This is a genomic window from Lysinibacillus sp. UBA5994 (assembly GCF_002429725.1).
Taxonomy (GTDB): Bacteria; Bacillota; Bacilli; order Bacillales_A; family Planococcaceae; genus Lysinibacillus; species Lysinibacillus capsici.
Genome location: NZ_DJAU01000038.1, coordinates 1 through 18,920, shown reverse-complemented (window position 1 = coordinate 18,920; position 18,920 = coordinate 1). Strand labels below are relative to the sequence as shown.

Below are 18,920 nucleotides of genomic sequence, written 5' to 3'. Positions count from 1 at the left end.
TTTCATTCTATCAAAAAATTTGAAGAGAGTTGTATAAAATATTAAGAATAAATACAAAAAAGGAGATATCTCTATTAATCTTCTGAGATATCTCCCCTGTACAGTGATAAATTTGATCATAAATTATTTTTCTAAAATAATTTATTACACTTTTTTCTTTTTAGGTATCTTCACTGTAATTTGATAGTATTCTTCTGTATCTTCTTCTTCAGTTTTCACCGTAATCCCACTTTTCGTTACCATCGTTAAAGACTGTTTGATGGTATTCAAAGCAATACGTACATCTTTACTTATAGCTTTACGTTTCGGTTTAGCTTTCTTTGGAATTGATTCTTCCTGCTCATCAGCTACAGGATGTAATATAGCCTGGATTTGCTCCTCTAACTGTCGCACATTCCAATCATTTTCAATTGCTAGCTGCAAAATTTCTAGTTGCAATGGTTGATCTTTAATAGCAATTAATGCACGTGCATGTCGTTCAGATATTTTTCGCTTCAAAATAGCTTGCTGTACTTCATCTGGCAGCCTTAATAAACGTAATTTGTTGGCTACAGTGGATTGTCCTTTTCCAAGTCTTTGGGCAAGAGCTTCCTGTGTTAGCTCATGAAGCTCTAATAATTTTTGATAGGCTACCGCTTCTTCAATAGCAGTTAACTCCTCACGCTGCAAGTTCTCTATTAACGCAATAGATGCTGTTTCCTTATCAGTTAAATTACGTACAATAGCAGGGACTTCTGTCCATTGTAGCTTTTTCATCGCTCGATAACGACGCTCACCAGCGATAATTTCATATTGATTGTCTGATGTTTTACGTACAACAATTGGCTGAATCACACCATGTGTATGAATGGTTCTTGATAATTCTTCAATTTTTTCATCATCAAAAATAGTACGTGGCTGAAAACGGTTAGGTACAATTTGATCAATAGGCAACTTTATGACTTCTTCCGCTGCATGAACCGCCTCTGCTTGTTCTACTTCATTTTTCACAATAGGCTCTGTTTTACTTCCGCCTCCAAAAAAACGTGAAAAAGGACTTTTCATCCAAGTGGCACCACCTTTAAGTAACTATCTTGCTCTGTGTCATTCTATTATTATTTATTATATTTCTTGAAATGTATATAGTTCATAGATGTCTTTTGCGTGAACCATCCATAACTAGTATGTATGCTCAAAATAGAAAAAATATTTTCCACTTTGAGAAGTTTCACATGAAACACTAATTATTGAATCGGTGTTTTATTTGGTACACCTGGCTTACGCGGATATTTTTTCGGTGTTCCTTTTATTTTATCAAATATATATAAAATGCGTTCACTTTCTTCAACAGGTAGCTTGAAAGAAAATTCCTCACTCAGTTTAACACCCAATGTTGTTAAAGCTTTTTTAGCATCCTTTAGTTCTTCTGCCCCAGCTGCGGCTTTTAAAGCAACAAAATATCCATCTTGTTTCGCTAAAGGTACACATAACTCTGCTAGAACGGATAAACGAGCTACAGCTCGTGCTGTTACCACATCAAATTGTTCGCGGTATTTTAAATTTTGGCCAAACTCTTCCGCGCGAGCATGTACAAAATGCATATTCTCTAATTGTAACTCATCACTTAAATGATTTAAAAAGGTAATTCTTTTATTTAAGGAGTCGACAATTGTAACTTGTAAATGTGGGAAACAGATTTTAATTGGGATACTTGGGAAACCAGCTCCTGCTCCAACATCACAAACAGTTATGACTTTTGAAAAATCAAAGTAAAATGAAGGACTAATCGAATCGAAGAAATGCTTTAAATACACGCCTTCTAAATCTGTAATGGCAGTTAAATTCATCTTTTCATTCCACTCAACAAGTAATTCAAAATACTTTTTAAATTGAGCAATCTGTATATCAGAAAGTTCAATACCTTTCTCTTTCAGAGCCTCAATAAATTGTTGTTCGTTCATGTAAAGTCTCCTTTGTTGATCTAGCTATACAACTCCAACTAATAGTATAGCTTTAAAAATAGGAAGCGGGCACAATGGTATGCCCGCCTCTTATTCACTTTACTGTTGTTGATGATCAGCTGCTTACTTTCGCAATTTTACCTTGTTCAATATAAACAAGCAGAATTGAAATATCAGCTGGATTAACACCAGAAATACGAGAGGCTTGCGCAATAGATAGAGGTGTAACTTGTTTTAATTTTTGACGCGCTTCTGTTGCTAAACCTGAAATAGCATCGTAATCAATATTCTCAGGAATTTTTTTGTTTTCCATTTTGTGTAGTTTCTCTACCTGTTGCAATGCTTTTTCGATATAGCCTTCATATTTAAGCTGGATTTCAATTTGTTCTTTCACTTCATCCGCCAACTCGATTTCTGCAGGAATTAAAGAAGAGATTAACTCATAATGCATTTCAGGACGTTTTAATAAGTCTGCACCACGTATACCGTCTTTTAATTCACTACCACCAACAGAACGAATAACAGATTGTGTCGCTTCATTTGGCTTAATAATGACTTCACGAAGACGTGCAATTTCATTTTCAATCAGCTCTTTTTTCTCATTGAAACTAGCATATCTTTCTTGTGGAATCATCCCCATATTGTAAGCTAACTCTACTAATCGTAGATCTGCATTATCATGACGTAATAGTAAACGATATTCTGCACGAGATGTTAATAAACGATATGGCTCATTTGTTCCTTTTGTCACTAGGTCATCGATCAAAACGCCAATATAAGCATCCGAACGGCTCAAAATTAATTCGTCTTTACCTAGTACATTAGCAGCAGCATTCATGCCCGCCATTAAGCCTTGCGCGGCAGCTTCTTCATAGCCAGATGTGCCGTTGATTTGACCCGCTGTATATAAGCCTTTAATACGTTTTGTTTCTAAAGTTGGCCATAGTTGTGTTGGCACAATTGAATCGTATTCAATAGCATAACCAGCGCGCATCATTTCCGCATTCTCTAAGCCAGGTATAGATTTTAGTAAACGTGTTTGAACATGCTCTGGTAGGCTTGTTGATAAACCTTGAACATAAACCTCACGTGTATTGCGGCCTTCTGGCTCTAAGAAGATTTGGTGTCTTGGCTTATCATTAAAACGTACAACTTTATCTTCAATAGATGGGCAATAACGTGGACCTGTCCCTTTAATCATCCCTGAATACATCGGTGAAAGATGTAAATTTGCTTCAATAATTTCATGAGTTTCAGGGCTTGTATATGTTAACCAGCAAGGTAGCTGATCCATGATGAATTCAGTCGTTTCAAAACTAAATGCACGTGGAACATCATCACCTGGTTGAATCTCTGTTTTGTCATAATCTATTGTTCGATTATTCACACGTGGTGGTGTACCTGTTTTAAATCGAACTAGATCAAAACCTAGCTCTTTTAAATTATCAGCTAAGCGAATTGACGGTTGTTGGTTATTAGGACCACTTGAATATTTAATATCACCAATAATGATTTCACCACGTAGGAAAGTACCTGTAGTCACGACAACTGTTTTAGCACGATAAACGGCACCAATTTGTGTAATGACCCCTTTTACTTCCCCATCCTCAATAATTAACTCTTCAACCATCCCTTGATGGATTGTTAAGTTTGGTGTTTCTTCTAATACTCGTTTCATTTCTTGCTGATACAAAACTTTGTCCGCTTGTGCGCGCAATGCACGTACAGCTGGGCCTTTCCCTGTATTCAACATTCGCATTTGAATATGCGTTTTATCTATCACTTTCCCCATGACGCCTCCTAAAGCGTCAATCTCACGTACGACAATTCCTTTGGCAGGACCACCAATAGATGGATTACATGGCATAAATGCAATCATATCTAAATTGATTGTTAGCATTAATGTGTTAGCACCCATTTTAGCTGCGGCATGTGCAGCTTCTGAACCTGCATGACCAGCACCAATCACAATCACATCAAACGTGCCTGCCTCATATTTTGTTGGCATGCTCGTACCTTCCTTTCTTTCTGAAAATTATTTTCCTAAACAGAACTGAGAAAATAGTTGATTGATGAGGCTTTCTTGAACAGTATCACCAATGATTTCGCCAAGTATTTCCCATGTTCTTGTTACATCAATTTGTACCATATCAACTGGTACACCATCCTGTGCAGCTGCTATTGCATCTTCTACCGTTGCTTGCGCTTGGTGTAGAAGAGCAATATGTCTTGCGTTTGAAACATATGTTAAATCGCCCGCTTCGATTTGTCCCTCAAAGAACAATGCAGCAATGGCTTCTTCTAGCTCTGTAATACCTTCCTCTTGTAGCAGAGAAGTTGTTACAATGCGATGGTCACCAGCTAATTCCTTGACACGAGCCAAATCAATTTTTTGCGGTAAATCTGTTTTATTTACAATAACGATGTAATCCATCGCTTCAATTGTTTCGAATAGACGCTCATCCTCAGCAGTTAATTCATCTGCATAGTTTAATACAAACAGAATTAAATCAGCTCCACGAAGAGCTTCCCGTGAGCGTTCTACTCCAATTCGTTCAACAATATCTTCTGTTTCCCGAATACCCGCTGTATCCACTAAACGAAGTGGAACACCTCGGACATTGACGTACTCCTCTATAATATCACGAGTAGTCCCTGCAATATCTGTCACTATGGCCTTATTTTCTTGTACTAAGCTATTTAATAGTGAAGATTTCCCTACATTCGGACGACCTAAAATAACTGTTGATAATCCCTCACGTAAAATTTTTCCTTGAGAAGATGTTTGCAAAAGTTTTATAATTTCATTTTTTACCCATGTACATTTCTCTACTAATACAGGTACAGTCATTTCTTCTACATCATCATACTCTGGATAATCTATATTAACCTCTACTTGCGCTAATGTCTCTAGTAAAGCTTGGCGCAAATCACCAATAAGTCTCGATAATTTTCCATCCATTTGACCCAGAGCCACATTCATCGCACGATCTGTTTTAGCTCTTATCAAATCCATTACTGCTTCAGCCTGTGATAAATCAATACGTCCGTTTAAAAAGGCACGTTTTGTGAATTCACCTGGCTCAGCTAACCTTGCTCCATTTGTTAAAGCAAGTTGCAACACGCGTTTGACTGAAACTAATCCACCATGACAGTTTATTTCAACTACATCCTCACGTGTGAATGTTTTTGGCCCACGCATCAGCGATAGCATTACTTCCTCTACTACCTCATTAGTTTTAGGATCGACTAAATGTCCATAATGAATAGTGTGCGAATCTTTGGTTGTTAAACTTTTTCCCCCGGGTGATTTGAATATTTTGTCTGCAATCGTCACAGCCTCGTCTCCACTTAAACGAACGATGGCTATGGCACCTTCACCCATCGGTGTGGATATCGCAGCAATTGTATCGAACTCCATTTAATGACCTCCTCAACGTTATCCACATGTGGATAATCAAAACCGACCAATACTTACTAACACCTTAGACTAACATATTTTCAGCAAAATCTAAAGTAAGGATCATTTCCAAATGTGAATAAAATCAATTTTTCGCTAATCATATTTTCGACAAAATTTGCTACGTTTCATTAAAAAAGGTCATTTTATCTAAAAGATAAAATGACCTTTCAAAATATATTGTCTGTATGATTATGTGAAACAGTCTAATTATTTTTTTACTGGTTCTATTACTAAATAACGATTAGGCTCCGTACCTTCTGAATACGTTTCAAGATCTAGGCGGTTTGCTAATTGATTATGAATTATCTTTCGTTCGTAAGACGGCATTGGTTCAAATGCCACACGTTGATTTAAGCGTAATGCCTTATCCGCCATTCGATCCGCAAGTAATTCTAAAGCTACTTGTCGACGCTCGCGATAGTTTTCTACATCTAGTTTCACCATTAAGAACTGCTTTGCGCTTTTATTTAATACGAGTTGTGTTAATTGCTGTAAGGAATTTAATGTTTGACCTCGTTTCCCTATAAGCAGGGCAGCTTTCTCACTTTTTAGTTGAAATAATACATATTTCCCTTCGCGTGTCGTAGCAATCTCAAGATCATGAATAGCCAATTGTTCAGCGATACTACTTAAATAAGCCTTTGCCTCTTCAATTGGATTTGCTGAGTCTCCATCCTCAGTTTGTTCTTTAACGACTTGTTGAACTTCTTCCATTTCACTTGGTTGTTCAGAAACTTGTGAACTTAGTGTTTCAACATCATCTACTTCTATTGGTTCATATAATTGAGTTACTACCTGCAATTGCGCATTGTCGCCTTCAATTGTCGGAACCTGAACTTCTTTTACTGTTACACGTACCTCTGCAGAACGTGCACCAAAACCTAAAAATCCTTTTTTACCTTCTTGTAAAACTTCAACATCTACTTGTTCACGGGTTTTGCCAAGTTTCTGTAACGCCAATGAGATCGCTTCTTGTGTTGTTGCGCCTATTTGCGTAAGTTGTTTCACTTTTTAGCCCCTCCATTTTGAGCAGGTTGTGTTTTATCTTTATTCCAAGGTTTATAAATGTACAAGTTTTGGAAAATCGAAATAATGTTTCCGATTACCCAGTATAATGATAATGCAGCTGGTAAGGCCATACCAAAACCAATAATCATGAATGGCATAATATACATCATAATTTTCATTTGAGGATTATCCATTGCTGGTCCTGTACGTAACACGATAAATTGCATTAAGCCAGCTGTAATAGCTAATGCAGGTGCAGGATCTGCTAGCGGGAAGATAAAGAAATTCCCTAAATCAAATGTTGATGTTGCATTCATACGGCTAATTGCATGATAGAAACCAATTAAGATTGGCATTTGAATGATTACTGGTAAGCATCCTGCAAGTGGATTTACTCCAGATTCACTCATTAACTTCATCATTTCTTGCTGATATTGTTGTTGTGTCTGAGCATCCTTAGAAGCATACTTCTTTTGCAGTTCCTTCAATTTTGGTTGAATTTCTTGCATCTTTTTAGAACTCTTTGTTTGTTTGATCATCAATGGCAAAATTGCTAAACGAATAATAATCGTTACGGCAATGATCCCCCATGCATACGTACCTAGCAGATCAGCAAAGTATTTTATTGCTGATACCAACGGCCAAACAATGAATTCATTCCAGAAGCCTGTGCTATCTTTGGAAATTGGTTCATTGAATTCTGTACAACCAGAAAGTAGTAAGGCTACCGATACTAGTGACAAAATTACCCAATGTTGTTTTTTCAACCTTCTTCCCCCTACAATTACTATTCACTTTTTCTTATTCTATATGGTTCTTTTTGTACCGACAGTTTCCTATCACATAATCGGTTTAACGTCAGTAGCCTTATCTTTATTTCAGTCCACTTTTGAGAGTCCTCGATGAAGATAAAGTTATCAGTTATTTTATCATGCCTATAACATTCACTCTACTAAATATTCTAACTACACATACTTATTCCTAGGATAAGTTGTGAATTTTACATATTTTTAAGCGAAAACTCTCGACACAAATACCCCCGTGTGTATAATTCTCTTACATATAATTTTATGCAAAATCACATATTATTTATTCTATTGCTAACAGTACAGGCGTAATTTCACCACTTGGTTGCATACATTACACTTTTTTCATTACCTTTGCGATTCGTAGTACATGCTGCAAACTTTGTTTCACTTCATGAAAATCCATAGTGGCCGCCGGATGTCTGGCGATAATAACATAATCCATATTCGGCTTTAGCTCATCTTTTAATTCATGAATACTTTGTCGAATATAGCGTTTTACTTGGTTGCGTGTTACCGCATTCCCAAGCTTCTTACTAACTGATAAACCTACACGAAATTCCGTTTGTCCCTCTTTTACTAAAAAATAAACAACAAACTGACGATTAGCGAAAGATTTACCTTTTTTAAACACCTTTTGAAAATCATCATTCTTCTTCACTCGTTGGCGTTTTTTCATTTCTTTCACCTGCTATTAGATAATATCTTTTGATCCTCATTTCTAGGTTTACCAAAAATAAAGAAAAAAAAGACCACTGATGTGGCTCAGTGGACTTATTTTATGCTGATAAAACTTTTCTTCCTTTACGACGACGAGCAGCAAGAACTTTGCGACCGTTTTTTGTGCTCATACGTGCGCGGAAACCGTGTACTTTGCTGTGTTTACGTTTTTTTGGTTGGTAAGTACGTTTCATTTATATAGACACCTCCTGATATGAGTTGAATTTTTCAACATACAGACTCGAATATTATATAAAGTATCTAGTTATTTTGTCAATGAATTTCACAAATTTCTTTTAATCCGTCCAACTATCTATTTATTCTATTCTCAATTTTCTAGTGTTTGGAACTCTACTAGAAATATTTTTTCTACATAAACATAAAAATATTTATCCACAGAGTACTTGTTTTTTTTACACAGAGTTGTGTATAGTATTTTTTGCATTATTTTTTATCCACAACAATTATCTACAGGTTTCTCACATAAGCAGTGCTTGTGGACAACTATAAAGTGCATAACTGTAAGCTATGTGGATAAGTTTCACAAACTATTGAAATAGCTTTGTTTTTCTGATACGATTACTGTGCTTCACTTTGTTGAAAACTAAAACGAACATTTTAATTATCCACAACTGTTAATATGCTGTGGATAATTTTCATCACAGCCTTTGGTTAACTTTTATCCACAACTTGTGATTATGTGGACGAGTTATAAAATGAACGTATTTACAATTCTATAAATGCGATTTTTTTTTGTATTGAACACTGTAAAGGAGATTAGCAGCTTGGAACATTTAGAAGAACTATGGAACAATGTCCTGGCTCAAGTTGAACAAAAAATTTCTAAACCAAGCTTCGAAACGTGGCTAAAGTCTACGAAGTTACTATCTTACAATGGTAGTGGGTCCACTGTGACAATTGCTGCGCCAAATTCGTTTGCTCGAGACTGGCTTGAAAATCATTATATTCATTTGATTACAGGTATATTAACGGAGCTAACAGGCGAAGACTTGCTTATTAAATTTGTTGTTCAAAAAAACCAGGATTCGGACGATTTTGATTTGCCAGCGCCGATTATCCAAGCAAAAAATAATGAACATCATGATATTTCACCAGGTATGTTAAACCCGAAATATACTTTTGACACGTTTGTTATTGGCTCTGGTAACCGCTTTGCACATGCAGCTTCGCTAGCTGTAGCTGAAGCACCTGCTAAGGCATACAATCCATTCTTTATTTATGGGGGAGTAGGGCTAGGTAAAACGCACTTAATGCACGCTATTGGTCATTATGTATTAGAGCATAATCCAAATGCTAAAGTAGTGTACTTATCATCCGAGAAATTTACAAATGAATTTATTAACTCAATTCGTGATAACAAAGCACTTGATTTTCGCAATAAGTACCGCAACGTGGATGTACTGCTAATTGATGATATTCAATTCCTTGCTGGAAAAGAATCAACTCAAGAAGAATTTTTCCACACTTTTAATACTTTACATGAAGAATCCAAACAAATTGTTATATCAAGTGACCGACCTCCTAAGGAGATCCCAACTTTAGAAGATCGGCTCCGTTCACGTTTCGAGTGGGGGTTAATAACTGATATTGCTCCACCCGATTTGGAAACTCGTATCGCTATTTTGCGTAAAAAAGCAAAAGCAGACGGTCTAGAGGTACCAAATGAAGTAATGCTTTATATTGCGAACCAGATTGACTCCAATATTAGGGAGCTTGAAGGTGCGCTTATTCGCGTCGTTGCCTACTCATCTCTTGTAAACAAAGATATTACAGCGACATTAGCTGCCGAGGCATTGAAGGATATCATTCCAAATTCAAAACCGCGAACAGTGACAATATTAGACATTCAAAATGCAGTAGGGGAACATTTTAGTATACGTTTGGAAGATTTCGCTGCTAAAAAACGTACTAAATTAATTGCTTTTCCACGTCAAATCGCTATGTACTTATCACGCGAGTTGACAGATTTTTCGCTGCCCAAAATTGGCGAAGAATTTGGTGGCCGCGATCATACGACTGTCATCCATGCGCACGAAAAAATATCTTCTATGTTGAAAAATGACGTTCAACTTCAACAAGATGTTAAACAAATTCGTAGTATGCTAGGCAAGTAATTGCTGTGGACAAACTAACTATTTAAACACAAACTTATACACAGTCTATCTACATGTGGATAGACTGATTTTATTCATAAAAATATACTTATCCACAAATCCACAGGGCCTATTACTATATCTTTTTATTTTATATAAATAAATAATATAAATATGTGAGGGAAAACGAATGAAATTTGATATTTTACGTGACCGTTTATTAGAAGGTTTAAATGATGTCATGAAAGCAGTAAGTTCAAAAACAACAATTCCGATTTTAACTGGTATTAAAATTGACGTAACAGAGGAAGGGATCCGCTTAACTGGTAGTGATGCTGATATAACTATTCAAACATTTATTCCAGTAGAAGAAGATGGACAACAAATTATTCACATTACAGAAACAGGTTCAATTGTTGTACAAGCACGTATGTTTAATGAAATCGTACGTAAATTACCAACAAACGATGTTGAAATTCAAGTAACACCAGGTTTCCAAACGCATATTCGTTCAGGGAAATCGGAATTCCATTTAATTGGCTCAGATGCAGCAGAGTATCCTTTATTACCAGAGCTTACAGAAGATCAAAAATTTACTATTCCTGCTGATCTCTTAAAAACAATTATCCGTGAAACAGTATTCGCTGTTGCCACTTCAGAAAGTAGACCCGTGTTGACAGGTGTAAACTGGCAGATCAAAAATGAAACATTAATCTGTGTTGCAACAGATAGTCATCGTTTGGCAAGACGTAAAGTGCAACTCGAAAATTTACCAGAAGTTGAACATAGTGTAGTAATTCCAGGGAAAAGTTTGAATGAATTAAATAAAGTACTTGAAGATTCTACAAATCTTGTCCAAATCGTTATTACAAGTCAGCAAGTATTATTTAAAACTGGTGATGTATTATTCTTCTCTCGCTTACTGGAAGGAAATTATCCTGACACAACTCGTTTAATTCCTGAAGAGTATCAAACAAATGTAACAATTAATGGTAAATCTTTATTACAAGCTATTGACCGTGCATCACTTGTTGCACGAGGAGATCGTAATAATGTTGTCCGTTTTGAAATTTTAGATAACCAAGCAGTTGAGGTTTCTTCTAATTCTCCTGAAATCGGAAAAGTACAAGAAGAAATTCCTGTGGAAGCATTAGAAGGGGAAGGTTTGAAAATCTCATTCAGTGCAAAATATATGATGGAAGCATTAAAAGCAATAGATGGACAAGACGTAGTTATTCAATTTACTGGGGCAATGAGACCGTTTATTTTACGTTCCGTTCATGATGATGCTATTTTACAATTAATTTTACCTGTACGAACTTACTAAAGAATAAAAGATCTGTTAAGATAGTCGCTCATCGTGACTATCTTTTTTTACTTATGGCGTAATTTTAGGTATGATAGAGAGATAGACAGTCTGTATTCGGAGGGGAACACACTATGCAGGACATTAAAATTGATGAGGAGTTCATCACGTTAGGGCAACTTTTAAAAATTACTGATGCCATTAGTTCAGGTGGAATGGCCAAGTGGTTTTTACAAGAACATGCTGTATATGTAAATGGAGAAGTAGACGATCGTCGAGGTCGTAAATTACGTAACGGAGATGTTGTAAATATTCCTGGATGTGGTCGTTTTCAAATTATAGGACCAACTGGACAATAAATTATGTATATTGAGCAAATAAAACTTACAAATTACCGTAACTATGATGCCTTAGCTTTAAACTTCTCTCCAAAAATTAATGTTTTTATTGGTGAAAATGCACAAGGAAAAACAAATGTTATGGAGTCCATCTATGTTTTAGCAATGGCTAAGTCCCATAGAACAACGAACGATAAAGAATTGATACGTTGGGATTCAGACTATGGTAAAATAGAAGGGGCCGTTAAAAAAAGGCATGGTATTTTACCGATCGAACTTACGATTACAAAGAAAGGTAAAAAGGGCAAGATAAATCATATAGAGCAAAGTCGCCTTAGTCATTATATTGGTCAAATGAATGTCGTTATGTTTGCGCCAGAGGATTTGAACGTTGTTAAGGGAAGTCCGCAAATACGTCGGCGTTTTATTGATATGGAGATTGGGCAAATTTCGCCTGTCTATTTACATGATTTATTAACCTTTCAAAAAGTTTTAAAACAACGTAACCATTTTTTAAAAATGAACCAAGGCAAGTCCATGCCAAATGATGTGATGTATGAGGTCTACAATGAACAATATATTCACGCTGCTACCCAAATTATTCGTAAAAGATTTCAATTTATGGATTTATTGCAAGAGTGGGCGGAACCCATACACGCAGGTATATCGCAAGGTAAGGAAACACTGGTTATAAAATATCGTACGGTAGCTGGTATTGAAAAAGAACACTCTACTAGTGAAATTGAAAATACTTTACATCAAAAATTAATTGAAGCGAGAGAACGTGAATTTGATAGAGGCGTGACATTAGTTGGTCCACACCGAGATGATTTACAGTTTTTAGTGAATGGCTATGATGTTCAAACTTATGGTTCACAAGGACAGCAGCGTACTACTGCATTGTCTTTAAAGCTTGCTGAAATTGAATTAATTAAACAAGAAACAAATGAAACACCCATACTACTTTTAGATGATGTTTTATCGGAACTCGATGATTATCGCCAATCGCATTTATTAAATACCATTCAGGGTGAAGTCCAAACCTTTGTTACAACCACAAGTGTGGAAGGAATTCATCATGAAACGATGGAACAGGCTCAACTGTTCCACGTGAAACAAGGTGCGATTGAAAGAAGTTAGCCAGGGTAGTTTTTTAGATTACAAAAAGAATGGTAATAGTCAGCTCGGTTGACTGTTCATTCATTTACACACAATGATGTTATGAAGGAGTAGATGAAAGCCGTGGCTATAGAGAACGAAGGTTTACAAAACCAAGCTTATGAGGCCGATCAGATACAGGTATTAGAAGGTTTAGAAGCAGTACGTAAAAGACCAGGGATGTATATCGGTTCAACTAGCTCTAAAGGGCTTCACCATTTAGTATGGGAAATTGTTGATAATAGTATCGATGAAGCACTTGCAGGATTTTGTACAGATATCAAAGTAACAATTGAAAAAGAAAACTGGATTCGTGTAGAAGATAACGGTCGTGGTATTCCAGTTAGTATTCAAGAAAAAATGGGTAAGCCTGCTGTTGAAGTTATTATGACTGTTTTACATGCTGGTGGTAAATTTGGCGGTGGAGGCTATAAAGTTTCTGGTGGTCTTCATGGAGTTGGAGCATCAGTAGTAAATGCACTTTCTGTTGAAACAATTGTTCAAGTACATCGTGAAGGTCATATCCATGAAATAAAATTTGAACGTGGAAAAACAGTTCAAGAGTTAATGGTTATCGGTGACACCGATCATAATGGTACAACAACGCGTTTTAAAGCTGACCCAGAAATATTTAAAGAAACTACTGTTTATGAATATGATATTTTAGCTCATCGTATTAGAGAATTGGCTTATTTAAATCGTGGTATTAAGATTACGATTGCTGATGAGCGTGAAGAAGAGATTCGCTCAACAACATACCACTATGAAGGTGGTATTCGCTCTTATGTTGAGCATTTAAATCAATCTAAAGAGCCAATCCATGATCCAATTGATGTTCTTGGAGAGAAGGATGGCATCACAGTAGAAATTGCTATGCAATATAATGCTGGATTCTCTTCTAATATTTTTTCATTTGCTAATAACATTAATACGTATGAGGGCGGTACACATGAGTCAGGGTTTAAAACAGCCCTTACACGCGTTATTAATGACTATGCACGAAAAAGTGGATTACTAAAAGAATCTGACGCTAATCTTACAGGTGAGGATGTACGAGAAGGGTTAACAGCTATAGTTTCAGTTAAACATCCAGATCCGCAATTTGAAGGACAAACAAAAACAAAGTTAGGGAATTCAGAAGTAAGTCAAATTACCAATTCTTTGTTCTCAGATGGCTTTGAGCGTTTTATGTTAGAAAATCCAACGGTTGCACGAAAGATTGTGGAAAAAGGATTAATGGCAGCCCGTGCTCGTGTAGCTGCGAAAAAAGCACGTGAGTTTACTCGTCGTAAAAATGCCCTTGAAGTATCTAGCTTACCGGGTAAATTAGCTGACTGTTCTTCTACTAACCCAGCTGATTGTGAAATTTATATTGTTGAGGGTGATTCTGCCGGCGGTTCGGCTAAATCTGGACGTGATCGACACTTCCAAGCAATTTTACCTTTACGTGGTAAAATCCTTAACGTTGAGAAAGCTCGTTTAGATAAAATCTTATCGAATGCGGAAATCCGTGCGATGATAACAGCATTCGGCACTGGTATTGGTGAGGAGTTTAATTTAGAGAAAGCTCGTTATCATAAAATCATTATCATGACAGATGCCGATGTCGATGGGGCACATATTCGTACATTACTTTTAACATTCTTCTTCCGTTTCCTTCGACCACTTATAGAAGCAGGCTATATTTATATTGCACAGCCACCACTTTATCAAGTGAAACAAGGTAAACATATTGAGTATTGCTATGATGAAGAGACATTAAAAGAAATTTTAGAACGGCTACCAAAAATGCCAAAGCCAAATGTGCAGCGTTATAAAGGTCTTGGAGAAATGAACGCTGAGCAGCTTTGGGAAACAACAATGGATCCTGAGTACCGCACATTATTACAAGTAGAATTAGATGATGCAATTAAAGCAAACCAAGCATTTGAACGTTTAATGGGCGATGAAGTTGAACCTCGTCGTCAATTTATCGAGGAAAATGCCGTATACGCTAATTTAGATATCTAATTTTTCTTGAGAGGAGGTCTACACTTTGTCAGAACAAGAACGCTCCGGTGTTAAAGGAGTTAATATAACAGAAGAAATTGAAACATCCTTTCTTGATTATGCAATGAGTGTAATTGTATCACGTGCATTACCTGATGTACGTGATGGATTAAAACCAGTTCATCGTCGTATTTTATATGGGATGCAGGAATTAGGTAATACAGCAGATAAAGCCTACAAAAAGTCAGCACGTATCGTTGGGGATGTAATGGGTAAGTACCATCCACATGGTGACTCTTCCATCTATGATGCAATGGTACGTATGGCACAAGATTTTAGCTATCGCTACATGCTTGTTGATGGTCACGGAAACTTCGGTTCTGTTGATGGTGATGGCGCAGCAGCCATGCGTTATACAGAATCACGTATGTCTAAAATAGCAATGGAAATGCTCCGTGATATTAATAAAGATACAATTGACTATACAGATAACTATGATGGATCAGAAAAAGAACCAATAGTTTTACCAAGTCGCTATCCAAATCTTTTAGTAAACGGTGCTGCAGGGATTGCTGTAGGTATGGCAACAAATATTCCTCCGCATCAATTGGGCGAAACAATTGATGCTGTTATAGCACTTTCTGAAAATCCGGCCATTACGACTGAAGAGCTGATGGAAATCATTCCTGGCCCTGATTTTCCTACTGGTGGATTAATTTTAGGACGTAGTGGTATTCGTAGAGCCTATGAAACTGGTCGAGGTTCCATTATCATCCGTGCGAAAGTGGAAATTGAGCAAAAGGCAAATGGTAAAGAAACTATTCTTATTCATGAATTGCCTTACCAAGTGAATAAGGCTAAGCTCATTGAAAAAATTGCAGAGCTTGTACGTGATAAAAAAATAGATGGAATCACAAATTTACGTGATGAATCAGACCGTCGTGGTATGCGTGTAGTGATTGAAGTTCGTAAAGATGCAAATGCTAATGTTGTACTAAATAATTTATATAAACAAACAGCTATGCAATCTAGCTTCGGTATCAATATGCTATCTTTAGTAAACGGTCAGCCTAAAGTATTAGGCTTAAAAGAAATGCTATACCATTATTTAGAACACCAAAAAGTAATTATTCGTCGTCGTACAGAGTTTGATCTTCGAAAAGCTGAAGACCGCGCTCACATTTTAGAGGGCTTACGAATCGCACTCGATCATATTGATGAAATAATCGCTATTATACGTGGTTCACGTAGTGGTGAAGAAGCAAAACCTCAATTAATGGAACGCTTTAGCTTATCGGAGCGTCAGGCTCAAGCTATTTTAGATATGCGACTCGTTCGATTAAGTGGCTTAGAACGTGAAAAAATTGAAGCAGAATATCAAGAGCTTCAAGTTCTTATAGCTGAATTAAAGGCAATCTTAGCAGATGAAGAGAAAATTGTAGATATTATTCGTACTGAAATCTTAGAGTTGAAAGAACGTTTTAATGATACACGCCGTACTGAGATTACATCAGGTGGAATTGAAATGATTGAGGATGAGGATTTAATTCCTGTTGAAAACTCAGTTGTTACTTTAACACATAATGGCTATATCAAGCGTTTAGCTGCGAATACATATCGTAGTCAAAAGCGTGGTGGTCGTGGTGTACAAGGAATGGGTACAAATGAAGACGACTTTGTAGAGCATCTAATGAATACTTCTACCCACGATACAATTTTATTCTTCACGTCTAAAGGTAAAGTATTTAGAGCAAAAGGATATGAAATTCCTGAGTTCGGTCGTACTGCTAAAGGGTTACCAATCGTAAACTTGCTCAATATAGAAAAAGGCGAAAAAGTAACAGCTATGATTCGTGTTGCATCGTTTGATGAAGATGCTTACTTTATCTTTACCACAAAAACAGGTATTACAAAACGTACCCCTGTATCACAATTTGCTAACATTCGAACAAATGGTTTAATCGCAATCAGCTTGAGAGAAGACGACGATCTTATTTCGGTACGTCTTACAGATGGAGAGAAACAAGTGATTATTGGTACTCGCGATGGTATGCTCGTTCGTTTCCAAGAAGACGACATTCGATCTATGGGCCGTACAGCTGGTGGTGTTCGAGGCATTAAGCTACGTGATGGTGATGAAGTAGTTGGCATGGAGATTGTTGAACCAGGGCAAGAAATATTAGTAGTAACTGAAAAAGGTTACGGTAAACGTACTTCTGAAGAGGACTATCGTTTACAAAGTCGTGGTGGAGTAGGACTGAAAACTATTCAGATTACAGATAAGAATGGTCCAATGGTGGCTGTAAAAACCGTCGATGGTTCTGAGGATTTAATGCTTATAACTATTAATGGTATGCTTATCCGTATGGATGTAAATGATATTTCATTAATTGGGCGCAGTACGCAAGGTGTACGTTTAATTCGACTAGGAGATGACGAATTGGTTGCAACTGTCGCTAAAGTGGAAAAAGCAGAAGAGTCTTTTGAAGACGAAGAGGAAGTCGAAGAATAATATAATCCGATGACGACATTATTGAATGTCGTCATCGGTTTTTTTACGTAAATAATGAAAAATAAGTAATTATTTTGAATTCCATGATAAAATGATAATACCTTATTTTGAAGCAAGAAATAGTGGAGAGGTGTTCATTCTGTGGAAACTATACATGTTCCAATTTCAGAGCTAGGTGTTGGCAAGGTAATTTCTGAAGATATATTTGCTAATACACAGTATCCGATTATTTTCAAAGATACAATGATTTCTTATGTACACTTGCAAGTTTTTCATGCATTTAATATTTTCACCGTCCCCGTTTATAAAAGTGAAAATGATATGCGTGTAGAAAAGAATGAAAGTGATGTCGAAGTTATAATAGAAGAACTTCCGACTTTTAGGAAAATCTATAATCATTCAGTTGAACAGTTTAAAAAAGAATTTAAAAACTGGGAAGCGGGCGCCAAGGTAGATATTGCAAAGGCCAGAACAATTATTTTACCTTTAGTAGAGATGGTACTAGAAGATCGTACTATTATTTTTGATTTAAATGAGTATTCAAATCCAAAAGACTACCTGTATCATCATTGTGTAGCAACTGGTCTGATTGCCTCAGTTATTGCTCAAAAACTTGGTTATGATAGAGGAACCACTATTCAAGTAGCCATCGGTGGTTTATTGGCTGATTGTGGTATGGCTAAAGTACATCCTCGTATCAGGGATAAGAAGACACCATTAACAGAGCAAGAATATGATGAGATATATAAACACCCGATTTATAGCCATAATATGGTGAAAGATTTGACCATTTTAAAAGAAACGATGAAAGAAGCAATCTTCCAACATCATGAACGTTTAAATGGTAGTGGATATCCGAAGAACGAAAAGATCGCCAATATTTCTATATTTGCACAAATCATTGCTGTTGCAGATGTTTTTCATGCTATGACATGTGAACGAGTATATAGAACGAAACAATCTTCATTTAAAGTAATTGAAATGATTAATGAATCTGAGTTTGGTAAATTTGATATTAAAGTAGTACGTGCATTAATTGATATTGTTGCAGATCTTCCGATAGGTACAATTGTAGAGCTTTCTAATTTAGAACGTGGGGAAGTAATGTTTGTAAATAAATTTGCCCCAACAAGACCACTTATTAAATTAATTCATTCAGGGGAAATTTTTGATTTAGGGAAAAATCGCAGTTTTTATATTTCACGTATCATAACTAATTTATAGATAGACGGGCAAACTATATTATGTGGTTTGCCTTTTTTTATTAGGTAAGAGATGTACTCTACGCAAGTGCTAATATAATTTTTTCTTAACAAACACTTCGCAATAATAGTAATCAATTAAATAGTGAGCATTTTAACCATAATTGTTTTTTGAAACATTTATATATTGTATTAAAATATTTTTGGAGAAACTGTTGACTTTATTTTGGAATCTTGATATTATAAATGAGTCGCCAAGAGGTGACAACGAAATAAACAAAATGAACCTTGAAAACTGAACAAGCAAAACGTAATCAATAAAGTTTTAAGTAACTAGCTTAGCTAGTGAACGAAGCAAAATTTT

Annotated in this window: 15 protein-coding genes; 7 read left to right on the top strand and 8 right to left on the bottom strand. The window is 36.2% G+C overall.

The features are described from left to right. Positions 1 to 144 precede the first annotated feature (144 nt). The 8 genes from noc to rpmH all read right to left on the bottom strand — a co-directional run bounded on the left by noc (position 145) and on the right by rpmH (position 8,131). On the bottom strand, positions 145 to 1,044 hold the full coding sequence (gene noc, locus B3D98_RS12595) for a nucleoid occlusion protein (protein ID WP_004233323.1): 900 nt from the start codon (positions 1,042 to 1,044) through the stop codon (positions 145 to 147). Between the two features lie 179 nt (positions 1,045 to 1,223). Then, the gene (gene rsmG, locus B3D98_RS12590) at positions 1,224 to 1,940 is read right to left on the bottom strand and encodes a 16S rRNA (guanine(527)-N(7))-methyltransferase RsmG (protein WP_279493533.1); all 717 of its coding nucleotides are present in this window, start codon (positions 1,938 to 1,940) and stop codon (positions 1,224 to 1,226) included. Between the two features lie 115 nt (positions 1,941 to 2,055). Then, positions 2,056 to 3,948, bottom strand: coding sequence for a tRNA uridine-5-carboxymethylaminomethyl(34) synthesis enzyme MnmG (gene mnmG / locus B3D98_RS12585; protein WP_048395211.1), 1,893 nt, complete (start codon positions 3,946 to 3,948; stop codon positions 2,056 to 2,058). 27 nt (positions 3,949 to 3,975) lie between these two features. Further along, positions 3,976 to 5,361 carry a tRNA uridine-5-carboxymethylaminomethyl(34) synthesis GTPase MnmE gene (gene mnmE, locus B3D98_RS12580; protein ID WP_054548811.1) on the bottom strand — a complete coding sequence of 462 codons (1,386 nt, stop codon included), beginning with the start codon at positions 5,359 to 5,361 and terminating at the stop codon, positions 3,976 to 3,978. Between the two features lie 249 nt (positions 5,362 to 5,610). Further along, entirely contained in the window at positions 5,611 to 6,411 is an 801-nt protein-coding gene (gene jag / locus B3D98_RS12575) for an RNA-binding cell elongation regulator Jag/EloR (protein ID WP_288583329.1), read from the bottom strand. Next, positions 6,408 to 7,178, bottom strand: a complete 771-nt coding sequence (gene yidC / locus B3D98_RS12570) for a membrane protein insertase YidC (RefSeq protein WP_025115704.1) — start codon at positions 7,176 to 7,178, stop codon at positions 6,408 to 6,410. Before yidC ends, jag begins: the two co-directional genes overlap by 4 nt. 373 nt (positions 7,179 to 7,551) lie before the next feature. After that, on the bottom strand, positions 7,552 to 7,896 hold the full coding sequence (rnpA, locus tag B3D98_RS12565; protein WP_048395204.1) for a ribonuclease P protein component: 345 nt from the start codon (positions 7,894 to 7,896) through the stop codon (positions 7,552 to 7,554). Between the two features lie 100 nt (positions 7,897 to 7,996). Beyond that, positions 7,997 to 8,131 (bottom strand): 50S ribosomal protein L34, encoded by a 135-nt coding sequence (gene rpmH / locus B3D98_RS12560; protein ID WP_004233310.1) that lies wholly within the window; start codon positions 8,129 to 8,131, stop codon positions 7,997 to 7,999. 546 nt (positions 8,132 to 8,677) lie between these two features. Here rpmH and dnaA point away from each other — a divergent pair. The 7 genes from dnaA (at position 8,678) to B3D98_RS12525 (ending at position 18,578) form a co-directional block, all read left to right on the top strand. After that, the gene (gene dnaA, locus B3D98_RS12555; RefSeq protein ID WP_369700628.1) at positions 8,678 to 10,072 is read left to right on the top strand and encodes a chromosomal replication initiator protein DnaA; all 1,395 of its coding nucleotides are present in this window, start codon (positions 8,678 to 8,680) and stop codon (positions 10,070 to 10,072) included. Positions 10,073 to 10,241: 169 nt separating this feature from the next. Next, entirely contained in the window at positions 10,242 to 11,378 is a 1,137-nt protein-coding gene (gene dnaN / locus B3D98_RS12550; RefSeq protein WP_004233305.1) for a DNA polymerase III subunit beta, read from the top strand. 113 nt (positions 11,379 to 11,491) lie between these two features. Continuing rightward, a complete protein-coding gene (yaaA, locus tag B3D98_RS12545) occupies positions 11,492 to 11,716 on the top strand; it encodes a S4 domain-containing protein YaaA (protein WP_054548810.1) in 225 nt (74 codons plus the stop codon). Between the two features lie 3 nt (positions 11,717 to 11,719). Next, entirely contained in the window at positions 11,720 to 12,835 is a 1,116-nt protein-coding gene (recF, locus tag B3D98_RS12540; protein ID WP_048395200.1) for a DNA replication/repair protein RecF, read from the top strand. Between the two features lie 93 nt (positions 12,836 to 12,928). Next, positions 12,929 to 14,863: a DNA topoisomerase (ATP-hydrolyzing) subunit B gene (gene gyrB / locus B3D98_RS12535; protein WP_048395198.1), complete on the top strand. Its 1,935-nt coding sequence runs from the start codon at positions 12,929 to 12,931 to the stop codon at positions 14,861 to 14,863. Between the two features lie 25 nt (positions 14,864 to 14,888). Then, complete coding sequence (gene gyrA / locus B3D98_RS12530; RefSeq protein ID WP_066038361.1) at positions 14,889 to 17,354, top strand: DNA gyrase subunit A; 2,466 nt, start codon at positions 14,889 to 14,891, stop codon at positions 17,352 to 17,354. A gap of 141 nt (positions 17,355 to 17,495) precedes the next feature. After that, on the top strand, positions 17,496 to 18,578 hold the full coding sequence (locus B3D98_RS12525; RefSeq protein WP_054548809.1) for an HD-GYP domain-containing protein: 1,083 nt from the start codon (positions 17,496 to 17,498) through the stop codon (positions 18,576 to 18,578). The last annotated feature ends 342 nt before the right edge of the window (positions 18,579 to 18,920 follow it).

Bases quoted from the DNA above. Each gene is read 5' to 3' on its own strand.
- gyrB (WP_048395198.1), top strand. From the start codon at position 12,929: ATGAAAGCCGTGGCTATAGAGAACGAAGGTTTACAAAACCAAGCTTAT.
- mnmG (WP_048395211.1), bottom strand. From the start codon at position 3,948: ATGCCAACAAAATATGAGGCAGGCACGTTTGATGTGATTGTGATTGGT.
- rnpA (WP_048395204.1), bottom strand. From the start codon at position 7,896: ATGAAAAAACGCCAACGAGTGAAGAAGAATGATGATTTTCAAAAGGTG.
- yaaA (WP_054548810.1), top strand. From the start codon at position 11,492: ATGCAGGACATTAAAATTGATGAGGAGTTCATCACGTTAGGGCAACTT.
- dnaA (WP_369700628.1), top strand. From the start codon at position 8,678: ATGCGATTTTTTTTTGTATTGAACACTGTAAAGGAGATTAGCAGCTTG.
- rpmH (WP_004233310.1), bottom strand. From the start codon at position 8,131: ATGAAACGTACTTACCAACCAAAAAAACGTAAACACAGCAAAGTACAC.
- recF (WP_048395200.1), top strand. From the start codon at position 11,720: ATGTATATTGAGCAAATAAAACTTACAAATTACCGTAACTATGATGCC.
- mnmE (WP_054548811.1), bottom strand. From the start codon at position 5,361: ATGGAGTTCGATACAATTGCTGCGATATCCACACCGATGGGTGAAGGT.
- dnaN (WP_004233305.1), top strand. From the start codon at position 10,242: ATGAAATTTGATATTTTACGTGACCGTTTATTAGAAGGTTTAAATGAT.
- noc (WP_004233323.1), bottom strand. From the start codon at position 1,044: ATGAAAAGTCCTTTTTCACGTTTTTTTGGAGGCGGAAGTAAAACAGAG.
- rsmG (WP_279493533.1), bottom strand. From the start codon at position 1,940: ATGAACGAACAACAATTTATTGAGGCTCTGAAAGAGAAAGGTATTGAA.